The sequence below is a fragment of the Nonomuraea rhodomycinica genome (assembly GCF_013363995.1).
Classification (GTDB): domain Bacteria; phylum Actinomycetota; class Actinomycetes; order Streptosporangiales; family Streptosporangiaceae; genus Nonomuraea; species Nonomuraea rhodomycinica.
On the sequence record NZ_JABWGO010000011.1, the window covers coordinates 330445 to 354509 of the forward strand.

At 73.4% G+C, this 24065-nt stretch carries 19 protein-coding genes; 13 read left to right on the forward strand and 6 right to left on the reverse strand.

Annotation, left to right across the window (positions count from 1 at the left end; all coding sequences use genetic code 11):
• Nucleotides 1–75 precede the first annotated feature (75 nt).
• The 5 genes from HT134_RS35320 to HT134_RS35340 all read left to right on the forward strand — a co-directional run bounded on the left by HT134_RS35320 (nt 76) and on the right by HT134_RS35340 (nt 4360).
• Nucleotides 76–651, forward strand: coding sequence for a helix-turn-helix domain-containing protein (locus tag HT134_RS35320; protein WP_175604809.1), 576 nt, complete (start codon nt 76–78; stop codon nt 649–651).
• Nucleotides 652–794: 143 nt separating this feature from the next.
• Nucleotides 795–1100, forward strand: coding sequence for a hypothetical protein (locus tag HT134_RS35325; RefSeq protein ID WP_175604810.1), 306 nt, complete (start codon nt 795–797; stop codon nt 1098–1100).
• 40 nt (nt 1101–1140) lie between these two features.
• Nucleotides 1141–1944, forward strand: coding sequence for a polysaccharide deacetylase family protein (locus HT134_RS35330; RefSeq protein WP_175604811.1), 804 nt, complete (start codon nt 1141–1143; stop codon nt 1942–1944).
• A gap of 33 nt (nt 1945–1977) precedes the next feature.
• On the forward strand, nt 1978–2631 hold the full coding sequence (locus HT134_RS35335) for a DUF2461 domain-containing protein (RefSeq protein ID WP_175604812.1): 654 nt from the start codon (nt 1978–1980) through the stop codon (nt 2629–2631).
• 250 nt (nt 2632–2881) lie between these two features.
• Complete coding sequence (locus HT134_RS35340; protein ID WP_175604813.1) at nt 2882–4360, forward strand: DUF2079 domain-containing protein; 1479 nt, start codon at nt 2882–2884, stop codon at nt 4358–4360.
• An 83-nt stretch (nt 4361–4443) separates the two neighbouring features.
• Here the strand turns inward: HT134_RS35340 and HT134_RS35345 are convergent, their stop codons facing one another.
• Complete coding sequence (locus tag HT134_RS35345; RefSeq protein ID WP_175604814.1) at nt 4444–6981, reverse strand: hypothetical protein; 2538 nt, start codon at nt 6979–6981, stop codon at nt 4444–4446.
• Between the two features lie 159 nt (nt 6982–7140).
• Complete coding sequence (gene typA, locus HT134_RS35350; RefSeq protein ID WP_175604815.1) at nt 7141–8991, reverse strand: translational GTPase TypA; 1851 nt, start codon at nt 8989–8991, stop codon at nt 7141–7143.
• A 231-nt stretch (nt 8992–9222) separates the two neighbouring features.
• Between typA and HT134_RS35355 the strand changes: the two genes are divergently transcribed.
• Genes HT134_RS35355 through HT134_RS35370 form a run of 4 tightly spaced genes read left to right on the forward strand, consistent with a single transcriptional unit; the run spans nt 9223 to nt 14685 of the window.
• Entirely contained in the window at nt 9223–9969 is a 747-nt protein-coding gene (locus tag HT134_RS35355; protein WP_175604816.1) for a hypothetical protein, read from the forward strand.
• Between the two features lie 52 nt (nt 9970–10021).
• A complete protein-coding gene (locus HT134_RS47300; protein ID WP_175604817.1) occupies nt 10022–13486 on the forward strand; it encodes a LuxR C-terminal-related transcriptional regulator in 3465 nt (1154 codons plus the stop codon).
• Nucleotides 13487–13541: 55 nt separating this feature from the next.
• Nucleotides 13542–13913 carry an AMP-binding protein gene (locus tag HT134_RS35365; protein WP_175604818.1) on the forward strand — a complete coding sequence of 124 codons (372 nt, stop codon included), beginning with the start codon at nt 13542–13544 and terminating at the stop codon, nt 13911–13913.
• Nucleotides 13914–13923: 10 nt separating this feature from the next.
• Nucleotides 13924–14685 carry an alpha/beta hydrolase gene (locus HT134_RS35370; protein ID WP_246366123.1) on the forward strand — a complete coding sequence of 254 codons (762 nt, stop codon included), beginning with the start codon at nt 13924–13926 and terminating at the stop codon, nt 14683–14685.
• A 316-nt stretch (nt 14686–15001) separates the two neighbouring features.
• Here HT134_RS35370 and HT134_RS35375 read toward each other — a convergent pair whose 3' ends face one another.
• Entirely contained in the window at nt 15002–16435 is a 1434-nt protein-coding gene (locus HT134_RS35375) for an aldehyde dehydrogenase (RefSeq protein ID WP_175604819.1), read from the reverse strand.
• A gap of 248 nt (nt 16436–16683) precedes the next feature.
• Here HT134_RS35375 and HT134_RS35380 point away from each other — a divergent pair, with 248 nt between their 5' ends.
• Nucleotides 16684–17577 (forward strand): VldE C-terminal domain-containing protein, encoded by an 894-nt coding sequence (locus HT134_RS35380; RefSeq protein WP_217708773.1) that lies wholly within the window; start codon nt 16684–16686, stop codon nt 17575–17577.
• 11 nt (nt 17578–17588) lie between these two features.
• On the opposite strand, the gene HT134_RS35385 is transcribed toward HT134_RS35380, so the two are convergent.
• A complete protein-coding gene (locus tag HT134_RS35385) occupies nt 17589–18731 on the reverse strand; it encodes an outer membrane protein assembly factor BamB family protein (protein ID WP_175604821.1) in 1143 nt (380 codons plus the stop codon).
• A 121-nt stretch (nt 18732–18852) separates the two neighbouring features.
• Entirely contained in the window at nt 18853–20199 is a 1347-nt protein-coding gene (locus HT134_RS35390; protein ID WP_175604822.1) for a GH1 family beta-glucosidase, read from the reverse strand.
• 92 nt (nt 20200–20291) lie between these two features.
• Between HT134_RS35390 and HT134_RS35395 the strand changes: the two genes are divergently transcribed.
• Entirely contained in the window at nt 20292–20930 is a 639-nt protein-coding gene (locus HT134_RS35395; RefSeq protein WP_175604823.1) for a TetR/AcrR family transcriptional regulator, read from the forward strand.
• Nucleotides 20931–21006: 76 nt separating this feature from the next.
• On the opposite strand, the gene HT134_RS35400 is transcribed toward HT134_RS35395, so the two are convergent.
• Nucleotides 21007–21942: an aldo/keto reductase gene (locus tag HT134_RS35400; protein ID WP_246366125.1), complete on the reverse strand. Its 936-nt coding sequence runs from the start codon at nt 21940–21942 to the stop codon at nt 21007–21009.
• Between the two features lie 90 nt (nt 21943–22032).
• Between HT134_RS35400 and HT134_RS35405 the strand changes: the two genes are divergently transcribed.
• Nucleotides 22033–22392 carry a MerR family transcriptional regulator gene (locus HT134_RS35405; protein WP_175604825.1) on the forward strand — a complete coding sequence of 120 codons (360 nt, stop codon included), beginning with the start codon at nt 22033–22035 and terminating at the stop codon, nt 22390–22392.
• Between the two features lie 60 nt (nt 22393–22452).
• Nucleotides 22453–23865, forward strand: a complete 1413-nt coding sequence (locus HT134_RS35410) for a penicillin-binding transpeptidase domain-containing protein (protein ID WP_246366127.1) — start codon at nt 22453–22455, stop codon at nt 23863–23865.
• Nucleotides 23866–24065 lie beyond the last annotated feature (200 nt).

A 24065-nucleotide genomic window follows, 5' to 3' on the forward strand; every position in this document is an offset into this window, starting at 1 on the left:
AGTCCATTGGAGTGCACTCTTAGTACAACACATAAGGTGCACCAGACTGCAAATCGATATCACTACACTGCACCCATGGAAGACCCGGAGACGATCACGCAGGCCATCGCCAACAACGTGCGCGCCCAGCGCTCGCACCGCGGCCTGACCCTCGACGCGCTGGCCGCCCGTTCCGGCGTCAGCAGGGGCATGCTCGTGCAGGTCGAGCAGGGACGGACCAACCCCAGCGTCTCGACGCTCACCCGGATCGCCTCCGCCCTCGGCGTCACCGTGGCGCGGCTCGTCGAGGTCTCCGACGTGCCGACGGTGCGCATCGTCGAGGAGGCCGACGTGGTGACGTTCGACCAGGGCGACGTGCGGGCCCGGCTGCTCGTCGGCGCGGACGAGCCGATGATCCTGGAGCTGTGGGACTGGCGGCTGGCCCCCGGCCGCCACCACGACGGCGACGCCCACCCGCCCGGCACCCGCGAGATGGTCACCGTGCTGGAGGGCGAGATGACCCTCACCGTGTACGGCCGCAGCCACCTCGTCCGGGCCGGCGCGGCCGTCCTGTTCACGGCGGACCGCCCGCACCGGTACGCCAACCTGGGCCACGAGGAGCTCCGTCTGATCATGGTGGTGGCCGAGCCGCGGGAGGCTCCCGACCACTGATCGGCACCCGGCCGTCCCGATGACGCCGAACGGCCTCCCCGTCACCCTGCGGAGCTGCATGATGACGACATGTCATTGTCGGCTGTGAGCCGTGGGTGGGTACATCCCTGTGTGTGCGTCCGATCGCCGGCAGGGGGTGACGCGTGACCGAGGCCCGCGCGGCGACGGAGCGGCTCCGGGCCGAGCTGCGCGTGCTCGGCGTCACGACCGCGTACGAGATGGGCGACGACGTCACGCTGCCCGTCTGGATCGGCCTGGTCGTCCGCTATCGGGACGGGTTTTACCGATGGCAGGAAGGACCGGTCAAACGTCGGCATTTGGGTACGGATGCGGTCGGATGTGCCATAAGGGTGGCGCGTCGCTTCACAGAACTTCAGGCCGATGTCCCACTGTGGTGGGATGACCTGGCCAAAGAGTCGCGTGGGAACCTGGCGCAGGACTACCCGTGACCGGGGCGCCGCCGCGGCCCCGTGCACGACGCTGAGAGCGATGGCGGCGCGGACGGCGGTGGCGGCGCTCACCATGGCGGCGCTGACGCTGGGGGCGGGCTGCGGCACCAGGTCCACGCCCCCCGTCGCCGCCCCGCGCCCGCCCGTCGTCGCCGACCCCGGTGTGCTCGCCCGCCGCCTGGCCGCCGTCCAGCCCGACTGGCCCGCCCGCCGCGTGGTCGACTGCCGGCGGCGCAAGTGCGTCGCGCTCACCTTCGACGACGGGCCCGGCCCGTACACCGGCAAGCTGCTCGACCTGCTGCGCGACCGGCACGTGCGGGCCACGTTCTTCGTGCTCGGCGAGATGGTGGCCGCCGACCACGCCGGGTTCCTCCGCCGCATGGTGGAGGACGGGCACGAGCTGGGCAACCACACCTGGAGCCACCCGCCGCTGACCGCCATGTCCGACGAACGGCTCAGGAGCGAGCTGGCCGACACCGAGGCCGTCGTGCAACGGACCACCGGGGTGCGCATGCGGCTCATGCGGCCGCCGTACGGGGCGACGGACGCCCGCGTCGCCGAGCAGGCCCGCCTGGAGGGGCTGGCGCAGATCCTGTGGAGCGTCGACACCCTCGACTGGCGCGACCGCGACCCCGGGATCGTGGCCCGCCGCGCCGGCGCCGCGCCCCCCGGCTCCATCGTGCTCATGCACGACATCCACCCGACCAGCGTCGCGGCGGTGCCCCGGGTGCTGGACACGCTGGCGAGCAAGGGCTACCGCTTCGTCACGGTGTCGGAGCTGTACGGCAGGGCGCCGCTGCCGGGCCGGACGTACACCGGCGTGGAGAACCCGAAGGAGCGGTGAGGGGTTGTCGGTGGGACGTGGCAGGCTGGCCCCATGGGTTTCACCGGCTTCCCCGACGAGGCGTTCGTCTTCTACGAGGGCCTTGAGGCGGACAACACGAAGACGTACTTCACCCGGCACCGCCACCTCTACGAGGACGCGGTGCGGGCGCCCATGCTCGCGCTGACCGAGGAGCTGGCCGCCGAGTTCGGGCAGGCCCACCTGTTCCGGCCGCACCGCGACGTCCGCTTCGCCAAGGACAAGTCGCCGTACAAGACCCACCAGGGCGCCTTCGTCGACCGCATGCCGGGCATCGGGCTGTACGTCCAGATCGGCGCCGACGGGCTCTTCACTGCGGGCGGCTGCTACACCCAGGCGCCCGACCAGATCGCCCGCTACCGCGCGGCCGTCGCCGAGGACCTGTCGGGCGAGCCGCTGGAGGCCGTGGTCGCCGAGCTGCTGGCGGCCGGTTACGAGCAGGGCGGCGACCGGCTGAAGACCCGGCCCCGCGACTACCCGCCCGACCATCCGCGCATCGACCTGCTCCGCCATCGCTCGCTGCACGCCGGCCGCCGCTTCCCGCCGGAGCCGTGGATCCACACGAAGGAGGTCGTGGAGCGGGTGCGCGAGAGCTGGCGGGCGTACGCGCCGCTGGTCGACTGGCTGGCCACGCACGTACGGGGGAGCGAGCTGCCCCGCCGCCGCTGACCGGACCCGCCACCGCCGCTGGGGCGGGATGATGGGGGATGTCAGGATCCGTCACGGCTTGTCGGAGAGGTGGCGGGGGAGCACGCCGTGCCCGCGCGACGGGCCGCGCCGAGGCGTGCCGGGGCGGTGACGGCAGGGAGAAGCGGGACAGCGTGAGGACGACGAACGGCGACGTCCCGCGACGCGGGCGGCACGGCGTGACGGCGACGAGTGGCGGCGTCCGGCGGCATGGACGCGGGAGCGGGACGGCGTGACGGCGACCGATGACGGCGTCCGCGCGGCGGAGCGGCCGGAGCGGCCGGAGCGGCGGGATCGGTGGGTCCTGGCGGCGATCACGGTGGTGGCGGCCCTGCTGTACGGCGCGGTCTCGTTCGTGCGGTTCGCGGGCTTCCGGGCCGGGGCGTACGACCTGGTGATCTTCGATCAGGCGGTCCGGTCCTACTCGCGGCTCGGCCTGCCGGTGGCCGTGATCAAGGGTGTCCACAACGACTTCGGGCCCGGCTTCACCGTGCTCGGCGACCACTGGTCGCCCGTCCTGGCCGTGCTCGCGCCCCTCTACTGGATCCACGACGGCCCCGCCACGCTGCTCCTCGCGCAGGCCGTGCTGCTGGCGGCGGCGGCCGTGCCGCTGTGGGTGTTCACCCGGCGCGCCCTGGGCGTGCGCGCCGCGCACCTCGTGGCCGTCGCGTACGCGCTGTCGTGGCCGGTCGTGGAGACGGCGGCGTTCGACTTCCACGAGGCCGCGTTCGCGCCCCTGCTCACCGGCCTGCTGCTCGAACGGTGGCAGGCGGGGCGGCGCGCCCATGTCGTGCTCGCCGCCCTGGCGCTGCTGTGCGTCAAGGAGGACATGGGGCTGCTCGTCGCCGGGTTCGGCGTGGTGCTGCTCGGCCGGCGCGGGTGGCGGGCGCTGGGCGCGGCCCTGGCGGCCGGCGGGCTCGCGGCCACGTGGCTGGCCTCGCAGGTGCTGATCCCGCTGTTCGGCGGGCGGGCCGACTACTACTGGGCGTACGGCGCGCTGGGTGCGGACGCCGGGGCCGCCGCCCGCACCGCGCTGACCGACCCGCTGGCGGTGGTGGCGCAGCTCGGCAGCCCGCCCGTGAAACTGCTCACGCTGGTCCTGCTGCTCGGCGTCACGCTGCTGGCGGCGCCGGGGTCGCCGATCCTGCTCGTGGCGGCGCCCCTGCTGGCCGAGCGCATGCTGGCCAGCTCCTTCCCCAACTGGTGGGTGCCGGAGTACCACTACAACGCGTTCGTCGTGGTCGTCGTCCTCGCGGCGGGCGTGGACGCGATCCGCCGCCTGCGCGACCGCCTGGAGGCGCGACGGGCGCCCTGGGGCGCGCGGCTGGCGCGGGCGTGGGCGGTCGGCGTGGTGGCGTTCGCGGTCGCGACCGTGCCGTTCTTCGCGCTGGCCGACCTGGCCGACCCCGCCTCCTACCGGCGCGACGCGCGGGAGAGCGCCGCCGCCGCGGCCGTGGCCGCCGTGCCGGACGGCGCGCTGGTCGAGGCCGCCAACAACCTCGCCCCCGCGCTGTCCGGCCGCGCCACCGTGCTGCTGTGGGACCGCACCCCGCGCCGGGCGCCGTGGGTGGTGGCCGTGGTGGACCGCCGCACGTTCCCGTTCCCGGACGTGGAGGAGCAGCAGGCCCGCGTGCGGACGCTGCTCGAGCAGGGCTACCGGGTACGGTTCTCCGCGGCCGGCTACGTGGTGCTGTCCTCGGCGACGGGCTAGCCCTGCCTGCAGGTCGAGGCGGGTCAGCCCTCCCTGCAGGTCGAGGCGGGTCAGCCCTGCCTGGAGGTCGAGGCGGCTTAGCCCTACCTGGAGGTCGAGGTGGTGACCTGCTCGTCGCCCTTGAGGATGCGGTCCACCGTCTGCCCGGCCGCCGAGGTGGCGGCCGTGGTGACCGCCGCGATGAGCACCGCGAGCAGCGGCGTGGCCAGGCTGCGGACGCTGCGGATGTTGCGCACCCGCGCCCACGGCTCCCCGGCCAGGTGCATGAGCCGCCACTCCCAGTACAGCCCGAGCCCGATGCACACCAGCGCCACCTCCCCGCCCACGATCGCCACCACCTGCACCTTGTCCAGGCCGCCGATGTCCGGCTCGACCAGCGTCGACAGGTAGCCGGACAGCTCGGTGGCCAGGGCGGCGGCCATGAGGTAGAGGGCCTTGGTCATGGGCTGGGTGCCGCGGATGCGGGGGTAGAAGTACCCGAACAGGAACCCGAAGGCGGGCAGCGCCAGCAGGTAGCGCATGTCGAACACGAAGCTGCTCAGGTCCACCCCGTTGGGCCGGCCGTACAGGAACGCGAACGGCAGGCTCAGCAGCAGGCTCACCACGAAGCCGTACACGCCGTTCACCCACGGCGGGCAGCCGGCGGCGGTGGCGAAGGCGGTCTCCGGGTCGCGCCCGTGCAGGCGCAGCGCCTCCTCCAGGGCGTGCCGCCGCTCGTCGAAGTCCTCCATCGTCATCTCGCCCGCGCCGATCTTGCCCCGGCCGATGCGGTACAGCTCCTGCTCGGAGATCAGCAGCAGCCGCTTGTGCAGCGCGGCCCTGATCAGCTCGCGGTGCTCGTCGGGGGAGGTGGGCTCGACCACCGACGGGTGCGGGGTGACGAGCAGCCAGCGCGCCGCGAGCCAGGCCACGATCGAGGTGATCGACAGCAGCGGCAGCGGCACGTCGCTGTCGGCGATCGTGATGCTGCCGCGCGGCGTCAGGTACAGCACCATCAGCCCCGCGATCATCGTGCCCTCGGCCGCCGGCAGGCTGATCGCGCGCACCGAGCCGCCGAAGCGGCGCAGCCGCAGCACCAGCAGCCCGAACCCGAGCAGCAGCAGGCCCAGTATGCCCCGCATCAGCGGGCTCAGCGGCAGGTCACCCAGCTTGGGCTCCACCCCGGGCGTGGCGAGGGGCAGGCTCCACGACCCGGCGTCCAGCCACTCGGTCGGCCAGCCCTGCACCAGGAAGCTCACGACCACGGCCACCACGACGGCCCGTCTCGACCACTGCCGCGTGGCCACGGCGACCGCGGCGATGGGGATGAGCGCCCAGCCCAGGGACAGCACGAGCCGCACGCTGTCGGGCGGGTAGACGCCGTCGGCCAGCGCCCGGGCCCACAGCGCGAGCGCCAGCAGCGCGACCGCCGACCCGGCGGCGAACGCGGCCAGCCGTACCGCGACCATGCGGATGCCCAGGTCGGCGCTGAAGCCCACGGCGGAGCCGGCGGCGGCCAGCGCCGCGATCGCGGCGCCCGTCAGCAGCGTGCGGCCGGGGAGCTGCTCGTGCAGCCACGACCAGGACAGCATGCCCACGCTCAGCAGCACGCCGAGGCCCGTCACGCCCAGCACCTCGCGCACCGTCCACGGCGGGCTCGTCGGCAGCACCCGCCCGGCGTGCCAGACGGCCAGCGCCGGCACCGCGCCGAACAGGATCACGTACGCGAACGGCGTGAACTCCTTGACCACGAGCGGGATCAGCAGGGTCGGCGCGGCCAGCGCCAGGCCGATGGCGAACTCGCGGTTGGCCGTCTGCCGCCACCAGGCCAGGCCCATGGCCCGCAGGACGTACCAGGCGAGCACCACCGCGGTGCCGATGCCGAGCGCGGTCGCCCACGAGAAGTCGTCCTCCTCCTCGCGGTCGGGGAACCCGTAGGAGTCCTGGGCCAGCGTCACGCTCACCGGGTAGTACCCGACGGCGAACTCCAGCCGCTCCGGGTCCTCCCGCGACGGCCGCACACCCTGGACGCGCAGCGTCGTCCACTCGCCGGGGAACACCGTGACCGCGCGCCGCAGCACGATCAGCGGCCGGCCGGTGGGCGTACGGAAACCCAGCTCCATCAGCTCGCCGGGCTGGAGCTGGCGCAGCATCGTCACCCGGAACTCGACCGTGGTGTGCCCGGCGGAGGTGGTCAGGACGGGCGCGAGCCGCTTCGTCGGGGCGAGCACGGCGCCGAGCACCTTGATCGCGCCGAACCCGTCGTCGGTGAAGCGCTGAATGCCGCCGGGGAACTCGCTGCCCTGCCGCAGCGTCGCGACCAGCTCGTCGGCGGCGCGCATCCGCAGCCGGTGCGTGATCGTCACCTTGACCTGGGTCTGCCGCTCGTCGATGCGCCCGGCGGGCACGCCGGTCAGGTCGGCGCGGCTCGCCCGGCCCAGCACGACCTCGGTGGTGGCCTCACGTTGGGTCGCGAACTCGGCGGCGGTGCGCCCGGCCGTCAGCTCCCACGTGTCGGGGACCTCGGGGCCCGCCGGACGCGCGGGCGCGACGACCGGCCGGGCCGCCGCGACGCACCAGAGGATCGCCGCCAGCGAGACCATGGCCAGCCCGAACGCGACGACGATCCGGAGCTTCCCCACAGTCTGGATGATCCACGGGCAGGGCCGGATGTTCTGCGTACTGGGGTAACGGTGTGGTCACACCTGTCCGAACAGGGGGAGAACCCGGCTGTCAGGACGCGGGTACGGGCCCCGCCGACCGGCCGGACGCGTCCACGTCCGGCCAGGTCACGCGGGGTGTCAGGCGCGCTTGGCGCGGGCGGCGGCGCGGCCGCGGGTGGCGGCGTCGAGGACGACCTTGCGGATGCGCACCGCGTCGGGCGTGATCTCCACGCACTCGTCCTCGCGGATGAACTCCAGGGCCTGCTCCAGCGACAGCACGCGCGGCGGGATCACCTTCTCGGTCTCCTCGCTGGTGGAGGAGCGCATGTTGGTGAGCTTCTTCTCCTTGGTGATGTTGACGTCCATGTCGTCGGAGCGGGAGTTCTCGCCGACGATCATGCCCTCGTACACCTCGGTGGTGGGCGAGACGAACAGCGTGCCGCGCTCCTGGAGGTTGAGCATGGCGAACGCGGTGACCGGGCCGGAGCGGTCGGCCACCAGCGAGCCGTTGTTGCGGGTGCGCAGCTCGCCGAACCACGGCTCGTAGGAGTCGAACACGTGGTGGACCAGGCCGGTGCCGCGCGTCTCGGTGAGGAACTCGGTGCGGAAGCCGATCAGGCCGCGCGCCGGGACCACGAACTCCATGCGGATCCAGCCGGTGCCGTGGTTGGTCATGTGCTCCATGCGGCCCTTGCGGACGGCCAGGAGCTGGGTGACCGCGCCGAGGTACTCCTCGGGGCAGTCGACGGTCAGCCGCTCGACCGGCTCGTGCACCTTGCCGTCGATGACCTTGGTGACCACCTGCGGCTTGCCCACGGTCAGCTCGTAGCCCTCGCGGCGCATCTGCTCGACCAGGATGGCCAGCGCCAGCTCGCCGCGGCCCTGCACCTCCCAGGCGTCGGGGCGGTCGGTCGGCAGCACGCGCAGCGACACGTTGCCGACGAGCTCCTTCTCCAGGCGGTCCTTGACCATGCGCGCGGTGACCTTGGCGCCCTTGACCTTGCCGACCAGCGGCGAGGTGTTGGTGCCGATGGTCATCGAGATGGCCGGCTCGTCGACCGTGATCAGCGGCAGCGGACGCGGGTCGTCGGGGTCGGCCAGCGTCTCGCCGATCATGATCTCGGGGATGCCCGCGATGGCGATGATGTCGCCGGGGCCGGCCTCCTCGGCCGGCTTGCGCTCCAGCGCCTCGGTCATCAGCAGCTCAGTGATCTTGACGCGCTGGATGGAGCCGTCGGTGCGGCACCAGGCCACCTGCTGGCCCTTGCGCATGACGCCCTGGTGGATGCGGCACAGCGCGATCCGGCCGAGGTAGGAGGAGGCGTCGAGGTTGGTGACGTGGGCCTGCAGCGGGGCGCTCGGGTCGTAGGTCGGGGCCGGGATCGTCGACTTGATGATGTCGAACAGCGGCTCCAGGTCGCCGGAGTCGGGCATGCCGCCGTCCTCGGGACGGTTGAGCGAGGCCCGGCCGGCCTTGGCGGAGGCGTAGACGATCGGGAAGTCGATCTGCTCCTCGGTCGCGTCGAGGTCCATGAAGAGCTCGTAGACCTCGTCGACGACCTCCTTGATGCGCGCGTCGGGCCGGTCGACCTTGTTGATGCACAGGATGACCGGCATCTTGGCCGACAGCGCCTTGCGCAGCACGAAGCGCGTCTGCGGCAGCGGGCCCTCCGAGGCGTCCACGAGCAGCACGACGCCGTCGACCATCGACAGGCCGCGCTCGACCTCGCCGCCGAAGTCGGCGTGGCCCGGGGTGTCGATGATGTTGATGGTCATGCCGCCGTGCTGGACCGCGGTGTTCTTCGCGAGAATGGTGATGCCCTTCTCGCGCTCGAGGTCGTTGGAGTCCATGACGCGGTCGTCGACGTCCTGGTTGGCGCGGAAGGCCCCGGACTGCCAGAGCATGGCGTCGACCAGCGTGGTCTTGCCATGGTCGACGTGCGCGATGATCGCGATGTTCCGCAGGTCGTCGCGGCTGTTCAAGGGCATGATGACGTCTCGCTCTGTGTCGGTGGGGGCCGCCGCGCGATGTCGCGGCTCAGTCAAGTCTAGTTGATCCCTGGTCATGGCACGTGCGGACCGCTCTGCCGAGACGTACGACACTATCCCGGACCAACCGGGGCAGGCCTGGCGCGCGACGGGCGCCGTCGGCCAGAGGTACATAGCGGGATGCACAATTGTGCGCATGCCTCAGCCGTCTGGGGTCCCTACATTGTCGCCATGACCTGGACGGAACTGGTTATGGGGGCCGCGGCCGAGCACGACGGCGACCCGACGATGACCGACGTCCGCACGGGGGAGGTGCTGGCCCGCAGCGCGTTCGCGCGCCGCGTCACGCGCGTGGCGGGCGGGCTGCGCGCCCGCGGGCTCCGCTACGGCGAGCAGGTGCTGATCGACCTGCCGCTCGGCATCGAGCTGGCCGTCGCGGTCCACTCCGTCGTCTGGGCGGGCGGCGTGGCGGCGCTCCACCTGCGCGGCCCCGCCCGCATGATGATCGCCCAGCGCCTGCACGGCCCGGTCAGGGCCGACGTGGAGCACGTCTTCACCGTGGAGCCGTCACCGGGCGCGAAGCCGTTCGCCGACCTGGAGGGCGAGCGCACGGTCGACTTCGGGCCGCTGTGCGGCCCCGCGCTGGTCCTGTACAGCGGGCGGACCCTGCGGCTGGAGGAGCTGACCGACCACCTGCGCGAGATCGACGAGGAGCTCCTGCTGGAGGAGTGGGACACCGTGCTCGCCGCGGTGAGCGACGACCCGTTCAAGGGGCTGTGGGTGGTGGACATCGCGATGACCGCGGGGTCCAGCGTGGTGATCGCGCAGGAGCCGTCGGTCCTCGGCTGCCGCATCCTGATCGCCGAGCACGCCGTCTCGGTCACGATCGCCCACCCCGAGCTGGCCCGCAAGCTCTCCGCCGATCCGGAACTACACGTTCTGGACGAAAGAGCGATCGTGAGGTCCCTCGGCCTCTGAGAAGTGCGACACTGTGGGAAACTGTGATCGTTCCGTGACGCAGGGTGACCACATGCCGCAGCCCCCCATGCACAACCTTCCTGCCGAACCCAACCGTTTCGTCGGTCGCGAACGCGACCTCGACGACCTGTGCGCCCTGCTCGGCGACCGGCGCGCCCGAGGCCCGTCGGAGGCGTGGCCCGTGGAGGCCGGGGCCGGAGGGGCGCTCGCGGTGCCGCGTCAGGGCGGCGGCGACGATCACGGGCGGCGCGACCGGCCGCAGCCGTCGGACGCCTTCGACCGGCTCGCCCTCGAACGGGGCCTGCCGGGAGAGGACGGGGAGGACCACCGTCGCGAGGGAGGGGACGGCTGGGCGCGGCTGGTGACGCTGTGCGGGGTGGGCGGCATCGGCAAGACCAGGCTGGCGCTGCGCGTGGCCGCCCGGCTCGTGCCGAGCCGCCCCGGAGGGGTCTGGCTGGTCGAGCTGGCCCGGGTCACCCGGCCCGAGCTGGTCGAGGGCGAGCTCGCCAGGGTGCTGGGCGTGCGCGAGGAGCCCGGCCGTCCGCTGCTCGACACCGTGACCGCCCGGCTGGGCGACACGCGCTGCCTGCTGGTGCTCGACAACTGCGAGCACCTGATCGACGCGTGCGCCCGGGTCAGCGCCGAGCTGGTGGCCTCGTGCCGGCACGTGGGGATCCTGGCGACCAGCCGCGAGCCGCTCCGCATCACGGGAGAGATCGTCTGGCGGGTGCCGCCCCTCGACCTGCCTCCGGCCGACGCCCTGCTCCCGCGCGCCCCGGCCGCGTCCCCGCCGGCCGACGCCCGCGCGGCCTGCCCCTCCCCGGCTCTGGCCGCCGCGGCCTCCGCCTCGTCCGCTCTCGGCAGGCTCCTGGTACGTGCCGCGCGGCCGGGGACGGACGCCACGCCGGACGACGCCCTCCCGCGCGGCGCCATGTCCGCGGGCGGGGCTCCGGCGGACGGGGCTCCGCCCGGCCACGACGCGACCTCCGGGTGGGGCACGGTCCCCGCCGGGGTGGTCCTGTCCGGAGTCGGCTCCAGCGACGAGGCGCCCACGCCGGCGATCCCTCTTTCCGCTGCGGCGATCCCTCTTCCCGGGGCGGACGGGCCACCGGAAGGGGCCGCCGCGTTCGGACTCCAGGAGTACTGGGCCGGGCAGGACGAGGCCGGCGCGCCGTGGGCGGGGGCGTGCGCGAGCGGCCTGGAAGGCGACCCGCGGGCGGTCAGGAGCGTCTACGACGCCGAGGCCGTGCGGTTGTTCCGGGAGAGGGCCGCGGCCGCCGGGGCCCGGCTCGGCCCGGAGAGCCTGCCCGACATGGTGCGGCTCTGCCGGGCCCTCGACGGTCTCCCGCTCGCGCTGGAGCTGGCCGCCGCCCGGACGAGCCTGCTCACCCCCGGGCAGATCGTCGACCGCATCGACGACCGCTTCTCCCTGCTGACCACCGGCGGGCGCACCGCCCCCGAACGGCACCGCACGCTGCTGGCCACGATCGAGTGGAGCCACGACCTGCTCTCGCCGCGCGAGCAGGTGCTGCTGCGGCGGCTGTCGGTGTTCGCCGGCCCGTTCGAGCTGGAGCTCGCCGAACGGGTGTGCGCGCAGCCGCCCGTCTCCGAGACCGAGATCCTCGACCTGCTCGGCGGGCTGGTCGACAAGTCGCTGGTGCTGCGCGACGAGGGCCGGGGCCGCTACCGCCTGCTGGAGACGATCAAACGGTTCGCGGCGGGCCGGCTGCGCGAGGAGGGCGAGCGCGAGATGGTGCGCGCGCGCCATCTCGAAGTGCTGTGCGAGCTGCAGGAACGCCACTTCCTGGAGGAACTGGTCGAGCCGCGCCTGCCGTGGGCGCGACGGCTGGCCGCCCTCGAGGCCGGACGCGCCCTGGCCGACGACCAGCGGGCGGCGCTCGACTGGGCGATCGAGTCCGGCGACGCGCGGCGCGGGCTGTGGCTGTGCTTCCACAGCACGAGCCTGCTGCCCGTCAGCGGCCCCACCGAGGTCGTCGGCTGGGTGGAACGGCTGCTCGCCCTTGACCTGGCCGAGGTGCCGGACGAGCAGGTGGCGCGGGCCAAGGCGTACCTCGCCTACGGCCTGGAGGCGCGCGACGAGCTGGTCCGGGCGCTGGAGCTGGTCGCGCAGAGCATGGGGCGGCTCGGCGACGCGGGGCCGTTCCCGACGGGCGTGATGCACAGCCTGTGCGTCATGGTGCTGCTGCGCCTGGGACGGCCGGACGAGGCGCTGCGCCACGCCCAGGAGGGGCTGGCGCTGGCCCGCGCCGCCGCCGACCCGTGGAACGAGGCGGCCGCCCTCGCCGGCCTGTCCGCGGTCGCGCTGGTCCGCGGCCGGTTGCGCGAGGCGCAGCGCCACGCCGAGGAGGCGTTCCTGCGGGCCCGCGAGCACGGCCATCGCTGGATCATGGCCCGTACGGCGGCGCAGCTCGGCGCGGTGGCCGAGGCGCGCGGCGACCTGGTGACGGCCATGACCCACTACGAGAGGGCCGTGCCGTGGCTGCGGGAGCTGGGGTGCGGGCCGAGCAGCGGGGTCGATCTGTCCCGGTGCCTGGCCAGGATCGGCCGGGTGGCGGCCATGCTGGGCGAGTACGACCTGGCGCGGGAGCGGCTGGCGGCGAGCCTGACGCTCAGCACGCGGGCCGGTGAACGCCGGGGGGTGGCCCGCTGCCTGGTCGGGCTGTCGGTGCTGGCCGAGGCCGAGGGCGACCTGGAGGGCGCGGTGCTGGCCGCCGCGGCGGCCTCAGCGCTGCGCGAGACGATCCGCCAGCGCTCCACCGGCACCCGGGTCGAGGAACTGCTCACCCGGGCGGGAGCCAGGCTGGGGGAGGGGCGTACCGCCGCGTTGTGGGCGGGCGGCCGGGAGGCCGACCCCCTCGACGTCGCCGGACTCGTCCTGGCGGGCGGGAGAGGAGCCGAGCGGCCGGGGGCCCCGTTCGCCGGCCCGGCGGACGTGGCCGACGTGGCGGACGTGGTGGACGCGATCGAGCTGAGTGGGGTGGACGTCGTGGCCGCGGGCGGTCCTGTGGCGGGCGAGGTGATCGCCGGCGCCGGGGCGGTGCCCGGGGTTGCAGGGATGGACGCCGCGGCGGCGTGCGAGGCGGCGAGGGCGCCGGCCGCGGCGGTGACCGGGGTCGCGACGGCGGCGCGGGCGGCGAGGACGGCGCGGGTGCCGGTCGCGGCGGTGCCGGTCGGGCCGGTGACGCCGGCAGGGCAGGTCGCGGTGGGGCCACCGGGGCCGATGGAGCCGGTCGGGCCCGTCGGGCCCGTCGGGCCGGTCGGGCCGGTCGGGCCGGTGTCCGTCGCCCAGGTCCGGCGGATGCTGCTGACCGCGCGCGAGCAGGAGATCGCCGCGCTGCTCACCCGCGGCCTGTCCAACCGGGCCATCGCCGCGGAGCTGGTGATCAGTCCCGCGACCGTGGCCCGGCACATCGCCAACATCATGGACAAGCTCGGCTACAGCTCGCGCGCCCAGATCGCGGTCTGGGCGACCCGGCACCTCGGCACTTCTGCATAGCGATCTGCATAATCCGCCTCATGCACCGCCGGCGGCCGGCACCTACCGTGGCGGCATGGAGGAGCGCATCGTCATGGTCGACTGGGGCACGGGCGTCGGCCTGACCGAGGAGCAGCTCGACGAGCGGTCGGCCGCGGCCTCCGCGCAGTTGCGGCGGCGGGGCGTGCGCGCGGGCGACACGGTGGTCATCTGCCTGCCGGTGGGGTCGGACCTGCTGGTGGCGACCGACGCGGTGATCGCCGCCGGGGGAGTGGCCTGGCCGGTGCCGGTCGAGCTCGACCCGTGGCAGCTGCGCCGGCGCATCCTCGCCAGCCGCGCCCGGGTCATGATCTCCGATCTGCCGCAGGCCATGGACGCCGCCGACGGCTCCCACGTGCGGATGGTGGTCAGCGTGGCCGACCTGGGGAGCGACGGCTGCCCGTCGTAGGCTCGGCTGCATGCCGCTCGCGCCCAACTTCCCCGTCATGCTCCGCACCGAGGACGGCGTCCGCATCGACGCCGCCCACACGCCTCCCGCGGCCGGAGCGGGCGACGAGGTCGGGATCGTGGTGGCGCACGGGTTCACCGGGTCGTGGCGGGAGCGCACCGCGCGGCGCATCGTGCACGTGCTGAGCGGGTACGGCGGCGTGATCGCCTTCGACTTCCGCGGCCACGGGCGCTCCGGAGGCGAGACGACGGTCGGCGACCTGGAGATCCTCGACGTGGAGGCCGCCGTCCGGCACGCCCGGGTGGTCGGCTACCGGCGGATCGCGGTGGTGGGCTTCTCGATGGGCGCCTCGGTCGCGGTGCGCCACGCGGGGCTGCGCGGCGGCGTGGGAGCGGTGGTCTCGGTGAGCGGCCCGGCCCGCTGGTACTACCGGGGCACCAAGCCGATGCGCCAGGTCCACTGGGCCATCGAACGGCCCCTGGGCCGGTGGGCGGCGCGCGTGGCCAAGCGCACGCGGATCGCCAGCGGCCAGTGGGACCCGGTCCCGATGCCGCCGTACGAGGCCGCCGCGCTCATCTCGCCGACGCCGCTGCTGGTCGTCCACGGCGACGCGGACGCGTTCTTCCCGCTGGAGCACGCCCATCAGCTCCACGACGGCGCGCGCGAGCCCAAGGAGCTCTGGATCGAGCCGGGGTACGGTCACGCGGAGTCCGCGGCGACCCCCGAACTCATCCATCGGATCGGAAAGTGGATCACAACGAACCTTTCGTGAGTAATACGCGTCTACCTAGAGCGGATGGAAGAAATCCGCCGGGAGAAAGTCCTTGGGGAAGGAAACCGCCGCCGGCGGGGTCCGTAGGACATACTTCATGTATCCGGGCGGTTGCTCACAGTGATCCACATCCGTGGGTCGTGGCTGTCGTTCTCTGGCGGCCAGGGGGCACGGTCGCACCTCTGGTGGCTCGCGTTCAGCGAGCCGCCACAGGTAGCCGCGTCAGCGGCACCTAGCGTTGCGGGGGCGCGCTGGGTGCTCGCCGATCCCGGTGGGGCTCCGGCACTCCGGTGCCGGGGCCCCGCTGCTCGGGCCCTCAGCCCAGTCGCATGATCGACTTGTGCTCCAGGTAGCCGGCCAGTCCCTCCGGGCCCAGTTCGCGGCCGACGCCGCTCGCCTTGTAGCCGCCGAAGGGCGCGTTGGCCTCCAGCGTGAAGCAGTTGACCCCGTACGTGCCGGTGCGCACCTGGCGGGCGACGTCCATGCCGTGCTCGGTGTCGGCCGTCCAGACCGAGCCGGCCAGGCCGTAGTCGCTGTCGTTGGCGATGCGGATCGCGTCGGCCTCGTCCTCGTACGGGATGACCGACAGGACCGGCCCGAAGATCTCCTCGCGGGCGATGCGCATGTCGTTGCTCACCCCGGCGAAGACGGTCGGGGTGACGTACCAGCCGCGCTCGTACGGCCGGTCGAGGCCGCCGACGACGACCTTGGCGCCCTCGTCCATGCCGATCCTGATGTAGCCCTCGACGCGGTCCTGCTGGCGCCGGGCGACCAGGGGGCCGATGCCGGTGGCCGGGTCGGCGGGGTCGCCGACCTGCTGCGAGGAGACCATGCCGGCCACGGCCTCGACGACCTCGTCGTACCGGTTGCGCGAGGCCAGGATGCGGGTCTGGGCCACGCACGCCTGGCCGCTGATGAGCAGGGAGGCGATCGACAGCATGCCCATGCTGGAGGCCAGGTCGGCGTCGTCGAGGATGATGGCCGCCGACTTGCCGCCGAGCTCCAGGCTGACCCGCTTGAGCTGCTCGCCGCAGATGGAGGCGATGCGGCGGCCGGCGGCGGTCGAGCCGGTGAAGGCCACCTTGTCCACGCCGGGGTGGGAGACCAGGTGCTCGCCCGCCTCGCGGCCGGCGGCCACGATGTTGAGCACCCCGGCCGGGACCCCCGCCTCCTGCGCCATCTCGGCCAGCGGGTAGGCGTCCAGCGGCGTCTCGGGCGCGGGCTTGAGCACGAGGGTGCAGCCGGCGAGGAGCGCGGGGGCGATCTTCGTCATGGCGACGAACTGCGGGACGTTCCACGGCACGATGGCCGCCACCACGCCCACCGGCTCGCGCCGCACGGTGGTCGGGCCGAACATGCCGGGTCGCTGCTCCTCCTGGGCGAACGTGCGGCCCAGCTCGGCGTAGAACTGGAGGGTGCCGAGCGGCTGGGGCACCTGCGCGAGGTGGGAGAACGTGATGGGGCAGCCCATCTCCTCCGTGATCAGCTCGGCCATCTCGTTCTGCCGGGAGGCGTAGATCTCCGCCAGCCGGGCGAGGACCTCGGCGCGCTCGGCGAAGGTCATGCGTGGCCAGGGGCCGCGGTCGAACGCCTCGCGAGCCGCGGCGACCGCGCGGTCCATGTCGGCGGCCGTGCCGTCGGGCACGCGGCCGACGACCTCCTCGGTGTGCGGGGAGATCACATCGATCGTTCCGGTGCCCGCGGGGGCCACCCACTCGCCTCCGATGAACAGCGTGTCGTGCTGGCGCATGTCGAGAGCCTCCTGCTTGACCGGATGCTTGGTTGGGAAAAGGGAGTGCCCAAGCCGACCGAACCATGTTCTGTGCGTGCGCGCAAGGGGGCCGCGGGGCGCCGCCGCCGCCCGGTCGGTTAGAAGCGACAAAACGTGATTTATCGCGATATAGGTCGTCAAAGGTGTGCCGGTTCGGTCGTTCAGGTGACAGTCATCAAGATCATCTTCTATAGTTTCGGACCGTCTATGAGGGGAGGACGGGCGTGATGGTCGGTCGCGTCGCCCTGCTGGCCGTCCTTCTCCTGGGCCTGCTCTTACTCCCCCTGCCGCAGGCCGCGACGGCCGCCCCCAACCCCGCCGAGCTGCGCAGGCTCACCAAGCAGGCGCAGGCGCTCAACGAGCGCTACCGCGGCCAGATCCAGAGCCTGGAGGAGATCAAGCTCCAGGTCAGCAGGGCCATAAAGACGTCGGGTGCGCTGAAGGCCCGCCTCGCCCGTGCCAAGGCCGACGTGTCCGCGATCGCCCGCAACACGTACATCATGGGCCCCCTCGACGGCGTCGGGCTCGTGGGCTACGACGGCGACCCGTCCATGGCGCTCGCCCAGGCGGCGAACATGAGCTACATCGCCGCCGAGCGCGCCGGCCGGGTCCGCCAGGTCGAGAAGCTCATCGAGGACGCCAAGAAGGCCGAGGTCGCGGCCGACGACAAGGTGGAGAAGCTCAAGCGCGAGATCAAGGTCATGCAGGGCAAGCGCCGCGACATCGAGCGCCTGCTCGCCAAGTACGGCTTCCAGCAGCCCGGCGGCTCCGAGGGCCTCACGCCGCGCATGATCGCCGTCCGGGCCGCCATCATGGCGAACTTCCCCATGCCGTACGGCGTCGGCTGCCTGCGCCCCGGCGACCCCGGCGAGCACGGCAAGGGCCGGGCCTGCGACTTCATGATGTCCAGCGGCGGACGCGCCGCCAGCGGGGCCGACGAGGAGCGCGGCGACGCGCTGGCGGAGTGGCTGATCCAGAACGGGTCGAAGATCGGCGTGATGTACATCATCTGGAAGCAGCGCTACTACGACATCCGGTCGGGCGGCGGCTGGGACCCCATGTCCGATCGGGGCGGCGTCACCGCCAACCACTACGACCACGTCCACGTGTCGGTCTTCTGACGGCGCGGCGGTCAGGCGACCACCAGATGGTGCTTGACCCCCACGTCGACCATGGCCAGGTCGTCGCGCATGGCCAGCGGTTCGATCTCCTCCGCGAAGCGGCGCCGGTCGATCACCTCGCCGGTGCGGCCGTCGAGCTTGACGAGCGTCCTGTCGGTCTCCCGCACATAGGTGATCCGGCCGTTCGTCAGTACCCGGCCGGGCTCTCTGGGCGCTCCTCCGAACGATCTGCGCCAGGCGACGCCGCCGTCGGCGGTGCGGTAGGCGACGACTTCCTGCGGGGTGTCCACCGTCAGCAGGTCGTCCGAAACGCCGAGAAGGGTCGCGTCGTTGCTCGGCAGCCCTTTCGGCCGGGCGCGCCAGAGGACCGTGCCGTCCACGGCCCTGCGGACGACGAGCTCGCCTCCGTCGCCGATGGTCACCAGGCGGCCGTGACCGAGGTCACGGGTGATGAACGTCATCGTGTCGGCGTCCGTCCACAACTGCGTGCCGTCGTCGGCGTCGAGCGCGACGCCGTTCACCGTGTCGCCCTCGCACCCGTGGGTGAGCAGCACGATCCCGCCCATGCCCTGGACCCCGTCCACGGGGCGGCACGAGGTGAAGGGGCGGGTCCAGCGGATGGCGCCGGTGCGGACGTCCAGCACGTCGACGCGGCGGTCATGCTGGACCACCAGGGAACCGGTCGCGGCCACGGAAACTTCCCACATCGCCGGCCATTCCTCGTCGTAGGACCGGCTGAGCTTCTCGGCGGGCCCCGGGGGGAGGTCGGCGTGCCAGACCATCCGGCCGGTCGGCACGTCGATGAGGGTGACCCGGCCGTCGCGCCAGACGGCCGCGAGGTGCCGGCCGTCGACCCTGACCCAGTCCACGAAGTCGTCCGCCCAGATGCGCTCGTAGACCCAGGCGTCGGTCCCGTCGGCGAGCCGTACGGCGGCCACACCGGAACCCCGTCGCTCCACCGCCACGTCACCGAAGAGGTCGGTCCCGTAGGAGACCTCCGCCAGGACGTCGATGGCCGGCGTCTCACGTCCGGGCGGCTGCCGAGGCCCGCCGGGCGGGGCCGCCATCAGGCTGACGGTCTCCCCGGGCCGTGCCCCGATGGTCAGCAGCGCGGCGCCGATGAGTGCGACGACCTTGACGCGAAACCACCACATACGCGGGAGTATGCCGCCAAGGTCGCCCGCACACAGTGATCTTCGGCGGATCGGCCCGAGCCGGCGGCCGGCGGGCCCGCCGGCCGCCGGTGCCGCCGGGCGGCCCCGCCGCGAGGGGCCGCTACGGCCGGAGGGCCGCGGCGATGTGGTCGCGGTACCAGCCGTACGACGCCTTCGGGGTGCGCTCGCCGGTGGCGAAGTCCACGTGGACCAGGCCGAAGCGCTGGTGGTATCCCTCGGCCCACTCGAAGTTGTCCAGCAGCGACCAGACGAAGTAGCCCCGCACGTCCACGCCCTGCTCGCGGGCCCGCTCCAGCGCGGCGACGTGGTCGCGCAGGTAGGCGACGCGCCCCTGGTCGTCCACGCCGTCCGGGGTCAGCTCGTCGGCCTGGGAGCAGCCGTTCTCCGTGACGTACACGGGGGGCAGCGCCTGCCCGTACCGCTCGCGCAGCCCCGTGAGCAGCTCGCGCAGCCCGTCGGGCACGACGGGCCAGCCGAAGGCGGTGGTCGGGTACCCGGTGACGCCCGCGTCGGTGAACGGCAGGCCGTCATCGGCGGGGGCGGCGATGCGGGTGGGGTTGTAGTAGTTCACGCCGAGGCCGTCGAGCGGGGCGGAGATCACGGCCAGGTCGCCGTCACGGATGCCCAGCGCCGCGCTCAGCTCGGGCCCGTCGCCCGCCGCGCCGTCCGGCCGGATCCCGTACGCCGTCAGATCCGGATACGTCCCGAGCAGCACCGGGTCGTTGAACAGCCGGTTGTGCAGGGTGTCGTAGGCCGCGGCGGCGGCCAGGTCCTCCTCGGACCCCGAGGCGGGCCAGACCGGCGTGCAGTTGTTGGTGATCAGCACCTCGCGCGCCCCCGCCGCCCGCAGCGCCTGCGCGGCCAGACCGTGGCCGAGGAGCTGGTGGTGGGCCACGGGCAGCGCGTCGAGCAGCAGCGCCCGGCCCGGCGCGTGGACGCCCAGCCCGTATCCCCAGGCCATGTGGATGAACGGCTCGTTCAGCGTGATCCAGGTGGGGACGCGGTCGGCGAGCCGCTCGGCCACCACGGCGGCGTACTCGGCGAACAGGCCGGAGACGTCGCGCTCCAGCCAGCCGCCCCGGTCCTCCAGCGCCTGCGGCAGGTCCCAGTGGAACAGCGTCGGCACCGGCGTGACGCCGGCCTCCAGCAGCGCGTCCACCAGCCGCTCGTAGAAGTCGAGCCCCTTGGGGTTGACCGCGCCGGAGCCCTCGGGCAGGACGCGGGTCCAGGCGATCGAGAAGCGGTAGGCGTTGACGCCCAGGCCCGACATGAGCGCCACGTCCTCGCGCCACCGGTGGTAGTGGTCGCAGGCCACGTCGCCGGTGTGGCCGTCGCGGGTGCGGCCCGGCTCGTGGACGAACGTGTCCCAGATGGACGCGCCCCGGCCGTCCTCGGCGACGGCTCCTTCGATCTGGTAGGCGGCCGTGGCCGTGCCCCACAGGAACATCGCGGCTCCTCAGTGCTATGCGAGTGTGGCTCATGTTAACTGACGGCAAAGCGAGATCCTCTACCTGCCGGTAATGGGCCAGGATGGTGGGCATGACCAGTACCTTGCGGCGCCGTCCCGCCCAACGCCGCAGCCTGGAGCGGGTCGAGCGCATGCTCGACGAGTGCGCCGTGCTGCTCGACGAGGCCGGTTACGAGGCACTCACGACCAAGGAGGTCGCGCGCCGGGCCGAGGTGCCGATCGGCACGTTCTACCAGTTCTTCCCCGACAAGCAGGGGCTCGTGCGCGCGCTCGCCCGGCGCAACCTCGACGCGTTCCTGCGCCGGATCACCGAACGGCTCGCGCACGCCGACCTCGCCCACTGGACCGACCTCATCGACCTGGCCGTGGACGAGTTCGTGGCCATGAAGCGGACCACGCCCGGTTTCGGGGTGGTCGACTTCGGTGAGGTGCTGGTGACGCCCGGCGGCCCCGCCCTGGAGGGCACCAACCGGATGCTCGACTCGGCGCTGGAGAACAACGCGATCGTCGCCGACCGGCTGCGGTCGCTCGCCCGCGAGCGGCTGGGCGCCCCCGCCGGGGAGAGCTTCGACCGCGCCCTGATCGTGGCGGTGGAGGCCACGGACGCGGTGCTCAAGCTGGCCTTCCGCGTGGACCCGGCGGGCGACGCCGACCTGATCGCCGAGTGCAAGCTGCTCCTCCGCCGTTACCTCTCCGACCACCTTCCCTGAGCCGGCCCGCGACGAGTGCGGCCCCCGCGCCGGGCACGACCCTCGCGCCAAGGTGCGGCCCTCGCGCCGGGTGCGGCTAGCAGGCGGCGTCGAGCCGGGCGCGGACGTCGTCGTCCAGCTTGACCTCCGCCGCCGCGACCGCCTCGTCGAGCTGGGCGGCCGTGGACACCCCGACGATCGGCACGTGCCCGTCGGCCGTCAACCACGCCAGCACCACCTGGTTGGCGGTCACGCCCAGCTCCGCCGCCACCTCGCGCAGCGCCGCCAGCCGCCGGTCCGTGCCCGGGTGGTCGTAGGTCTCCGGCAGCGGCCGGTCCTGGCGGGTGTAGCGGCCGGACATGAGCGTGTTGTACGCCCACAGCGTCAGGTCCGGCTCCGAGCTCACGTAGTCGAGCATGTCGTCCGTGGCGAGCCGGTGCCCGCCCTCCGCCAGCCGCGTGAACGGGCGCGGCCGCAGGTAGGTGTGGCGCAGCTGCGCGTACGTGTAGCGGACCCAGCCGTGCGCGGCCGACACGGCGCGTGCCCGCTCCAGCCGCCAGGCCGGCATGTTGCTGGCGCCCAGCTCGCGGATCTTGCCCTGCGCGGCCAGCTCGCCGAACGCCCCGAGCGTCTCCTCCAGCGGCACGGAGCGGTCCTCGATGTGCGACCAGTACAGGTCGATCCGGTCGGTGCGCAGGCGGCGCAGGCTGCCCTCGACGCCCCGCGCGACGGCCGCCGCCGACAGCCCCTCGGCGGAGTCCAGCGTGGTGTCACCCGGCACCGTGGGGCGGGCGCCCACCTTCGTGCTCACGAAGATCTCGTCACGGTTGCCGCGGGCGGCCATCCACGCGCCCAGCGTCTGCTCGCTCTCGTCGCCCGTGCGGCCCTCCAGCCAGAACGGGTAGTTGTTGGAGGTGTCCAGCATCCGCCCGCCCGCCTCGAAGAACCGGTCGAGCAGGGCGAAGGAGTCCGCCTCGCTGACCGCGGTGCCGAAGGGGATGGTGCCGAGCACGATGTTCAGTCCGGTGTTCATGGTCATGACTGTCCGGCCTGGAGTGCGCTCCATGTCAAGCGGGCGCTGGAGCTTGACCTGGATCCGGCTCCAGGTGAGATCCTTGGCCGCGTGACCGTCTACACACCGGCCGAAGCCGTCGAGGAGACCGGCTTCACGCTCGACACGCTGCGCTACTACGAGAAGATCGGCCTGCTGGAGCCCGTCGAACGCAACGCGGCCGGTCAGCGCCGCTTCAGCGAGGAGGACCTGAGCTGGCTCGGCATGATCCGCTGCCTGCGCGACACGGGCATGCCGATCGCCGAGATGCTCCGCTTCGCCGAGCTGGTACGGGCGGGCGAGCACACGATCCCCGACCGCATCCGGGTCCTGGAGGAGCACGACCGGCGCGTGCAGGCGCAGATCGCCAACCTCGCCGAACGCCAGCGCTACATCAACCGCAAGATTTCCTACTACCGCAGCGTCCTGTAGCCCGGACTTGGGGCCGCGGCTGCTAGACCAGAAGCCATGGCCGGGCCCGGGGCGAGACGCATGGATCTCCCGCTGCGGCGCGCCAGCCTGGCCTGCGCCGCGCTGCTGTTCTCCCTGCTGGCCAACCTCACCTACCTCCAGGCGTTCGGCCGGAGCGACCTGGAGGCCGACCCGCGCGACCAGCGGGTGCTGCTCGCCCGGCTCGGCCGGCCGCGCGGCGACATCATCACCCACGAGGGCGCGGTCGTCGCCACCAGCCGCCGCGCGGACGCCGGGCCGTACAGTCACCTGCGGGTCTATCCGTACGGCGAGATGTACGCGCCCGTCACGGGGCACGTCTCGCTCCGGCGGGCCACCGGGGTCGAGAGGGCGCGCGACGCCGTCCTGTCGGGCAGCGACCCGAAGGTGCGCGTGCGGGCCCTGGTCGAGGACCGCGCCTACGGCGGCGCCGACGTCCGGCTGACGATCAGGGAGCCGGTGCAGCGGGCCGCGTACGAGGCGCTGAAGGCCACGGGACGGCCGGGCGCCGCGGTGGCGCTCGACCCGGCGACCGGCGCGGTCCTCGCGCTGGTCAGCTACCCCTCCTACGACCCGGCCGCCTACGCGCCCGGCGACCCGGCCGAGGAGGCTGCCACGGACCGGCGGCTGCGCGGCGACCCGGGCCGGCCGCTGCTCAACCGGGCCCTGCGCCGCGCCTACCCGCCGGGGGCCGTCTTCGAGCTGGTCACCACGGCGGCGGCGCTCGGCTCGGGGGAGTACACGGTCGCCTCGCGGATCGGCGCGCCGGCCCGGCTGCCGCTGCCGGGCCCGCCCGCCTTCCTGACCGCCGCGGCCGGACGCCCCTGCGGTGACGGGCGCCCGCCGCTGGCCTACGCCTTCCAGCTCTCCTGCGACACCGCGCTCGCCAACCTCGGCCTCCAGCTCGGCCCGGACCTGCTGCGTGACCAGGCGGAGGCGTTCGGCTTCAACGCCGACGACCTCACGCTGCCGCTGTCCGCCAGGACCGGCACGTACCCGGGCGACCTCGACCCGTCGCGCGCGGCGCTGTCGGCGATCGGCCGCGACGAGGTCCGGGCGAGCCCGCTCATGCTCGCCATGCTGTCGGCGGCGGTGGCCAACGGAGGGCTGCTGATGCGGCCCTACCTGGTGGAGGAGGTCCGGCTGCCGGACGGGTCCACCACGGACCGCGCCGAGCCGGCGCCGTACCGGACGGCCATGCCGCCGCAGCCGGCGGGACAGCTCGCGGCCCTGATGACGACGACGACGGTGCCCGGCGGCCCGGCGGCGGGGGCGGCGCTGCCGGGGATGGAGGTGGCGGCCAAGACGACGACGTCGGGGCACGGGCCGTCGGCCTGCACGGCCTTCGCCCCGGCGGACGCCCCGGAGGTGGCGGTCGGGGTGGTGGTCGAGTCCTCGGCCCCGTCCGCGGCCACCCCGGCGGCCCGTGCCATCCTCCGCGCCGCCCTGTCGTAGCGGGGGCGGGACACACCGGCCCTTCCCGCGCGGGAGCCCCGGCCGGCTGCTCCCGCCCGCTTGTCAGCGGCGCTGTCAGGGCGGCGACGGCCCGGTATCAGAACGGTCGGCGATGGTTGATCTCGAAAGAACACAGCACAAGGAGCACACCATGCAGAAGTTCGACACCGCCGCCCCGATCACCGCCGTCCTGGACATCC

Bases quoted from the DNA above. Each gene is read 5' to 3' on its own strand.
- HT134_RS35335 (WP_175604812.1), top strand. From the start codon at position 1,978: ATGGGTTTCACCGGCTTCCCCGACGAGGCGTTCGTCTTCTACGAGGGC.
- HT134_RS35375 (WP_175604819.1), bottom strand. From the start codon at position 16,435: ATGCGCCAGCACGACACGCTGTTCATCGGAGGCGAGTGGGTGGCCCCC.
- HT134_RS35410 (WP_246366127.1), top strand. From the start codon at position 22,453: ATGGATCTCCCGCTGCGGCGCGCCAGCCTGGCCTGCGCCGCGCTGCTG.
- HT134_RS35330 (WP_175604811.1), top strand. From the start codon at position 1,141: ATGGCGGCGCGGACGGCGGTGGCGGCGCTCACCATGGCGGCGCTGACG.
- HT134_RS35355 (WP_175604816.1), top strand. From the start codon at position 9,223: ATGACCTGGACGGAACTGGTTATGGGGGCCGCGGCCGAGCACGACGGC.
- HT134_RS35380 (WP_217708773.1), top strand. From the start codon at position 16,684: ATGGTCGGTCGCGTCGCCCTGCTGGCCGTCCTTCTCCTGGGCCTGCTC.
- HT134_RS35385 (WP_175604821.1), bottom strand. From the start codon at position 18,731: ATGTGGTGGTTTCGCGTCAAGGTCGTCGCACTCATCGGCGCCGCGCTG.
- HT134_RS35390 (WP_175604822.1), bottom strand. From the start codon at position 20,199: ATGTTCCTGTGGGGCACGGCCACGGCCGCCTACCAGATCGAAGGAGCC.
- HT134_RS35395 (WP_175604823.1), top strand. From the start codon at position 20,292: ATGACCAGTACCTTGCGGCGCCGTCCCGCCCAACGCCGCAGCCTGGAG.
- HT134_RS35365 (WP_175604818.1), top strand. From the start codon at position 13,542: ATGGAGGAGCGCATCGTCATGGTCGACTGGGGCACGGGCGTCGGCCTG.
- HT134_RS35370 (WP_246366123.1), top strand. From the start codon at position 13,924: ATGCCGCTCGCGCCCAACTTCCCCGTCATGCTCCGCACCGAGGACGGC.
- HT134_RS35400 (WP_246366125.1), bottom strand. From the start codon at position 21,942: ATGAACACCGGACTGAACATCGTGCTCGGCACCATCCCCTTCGGCACC.
- typA (WP_175604815.1), bottom strand. From the start codon at position 8,991: ATGCCCTTGAACAGCCGCGACGACCTGCGGAACATCGCGATCATCGCG.
- HT134_RS47300 (WP_175604817.1), top strand. From the start codon at position 10,022: ATGCCGCAGCCCCCCATGCACAACCTTCCTGCCGAACCCAACCGTTTC.
- HT134_RS35320 (WP_175604809.1), top strand. From the start codon at position 76: ATGGAAGACCCGGAGACGATCACGCAGGCCATCGCCAACAACGTGCGC.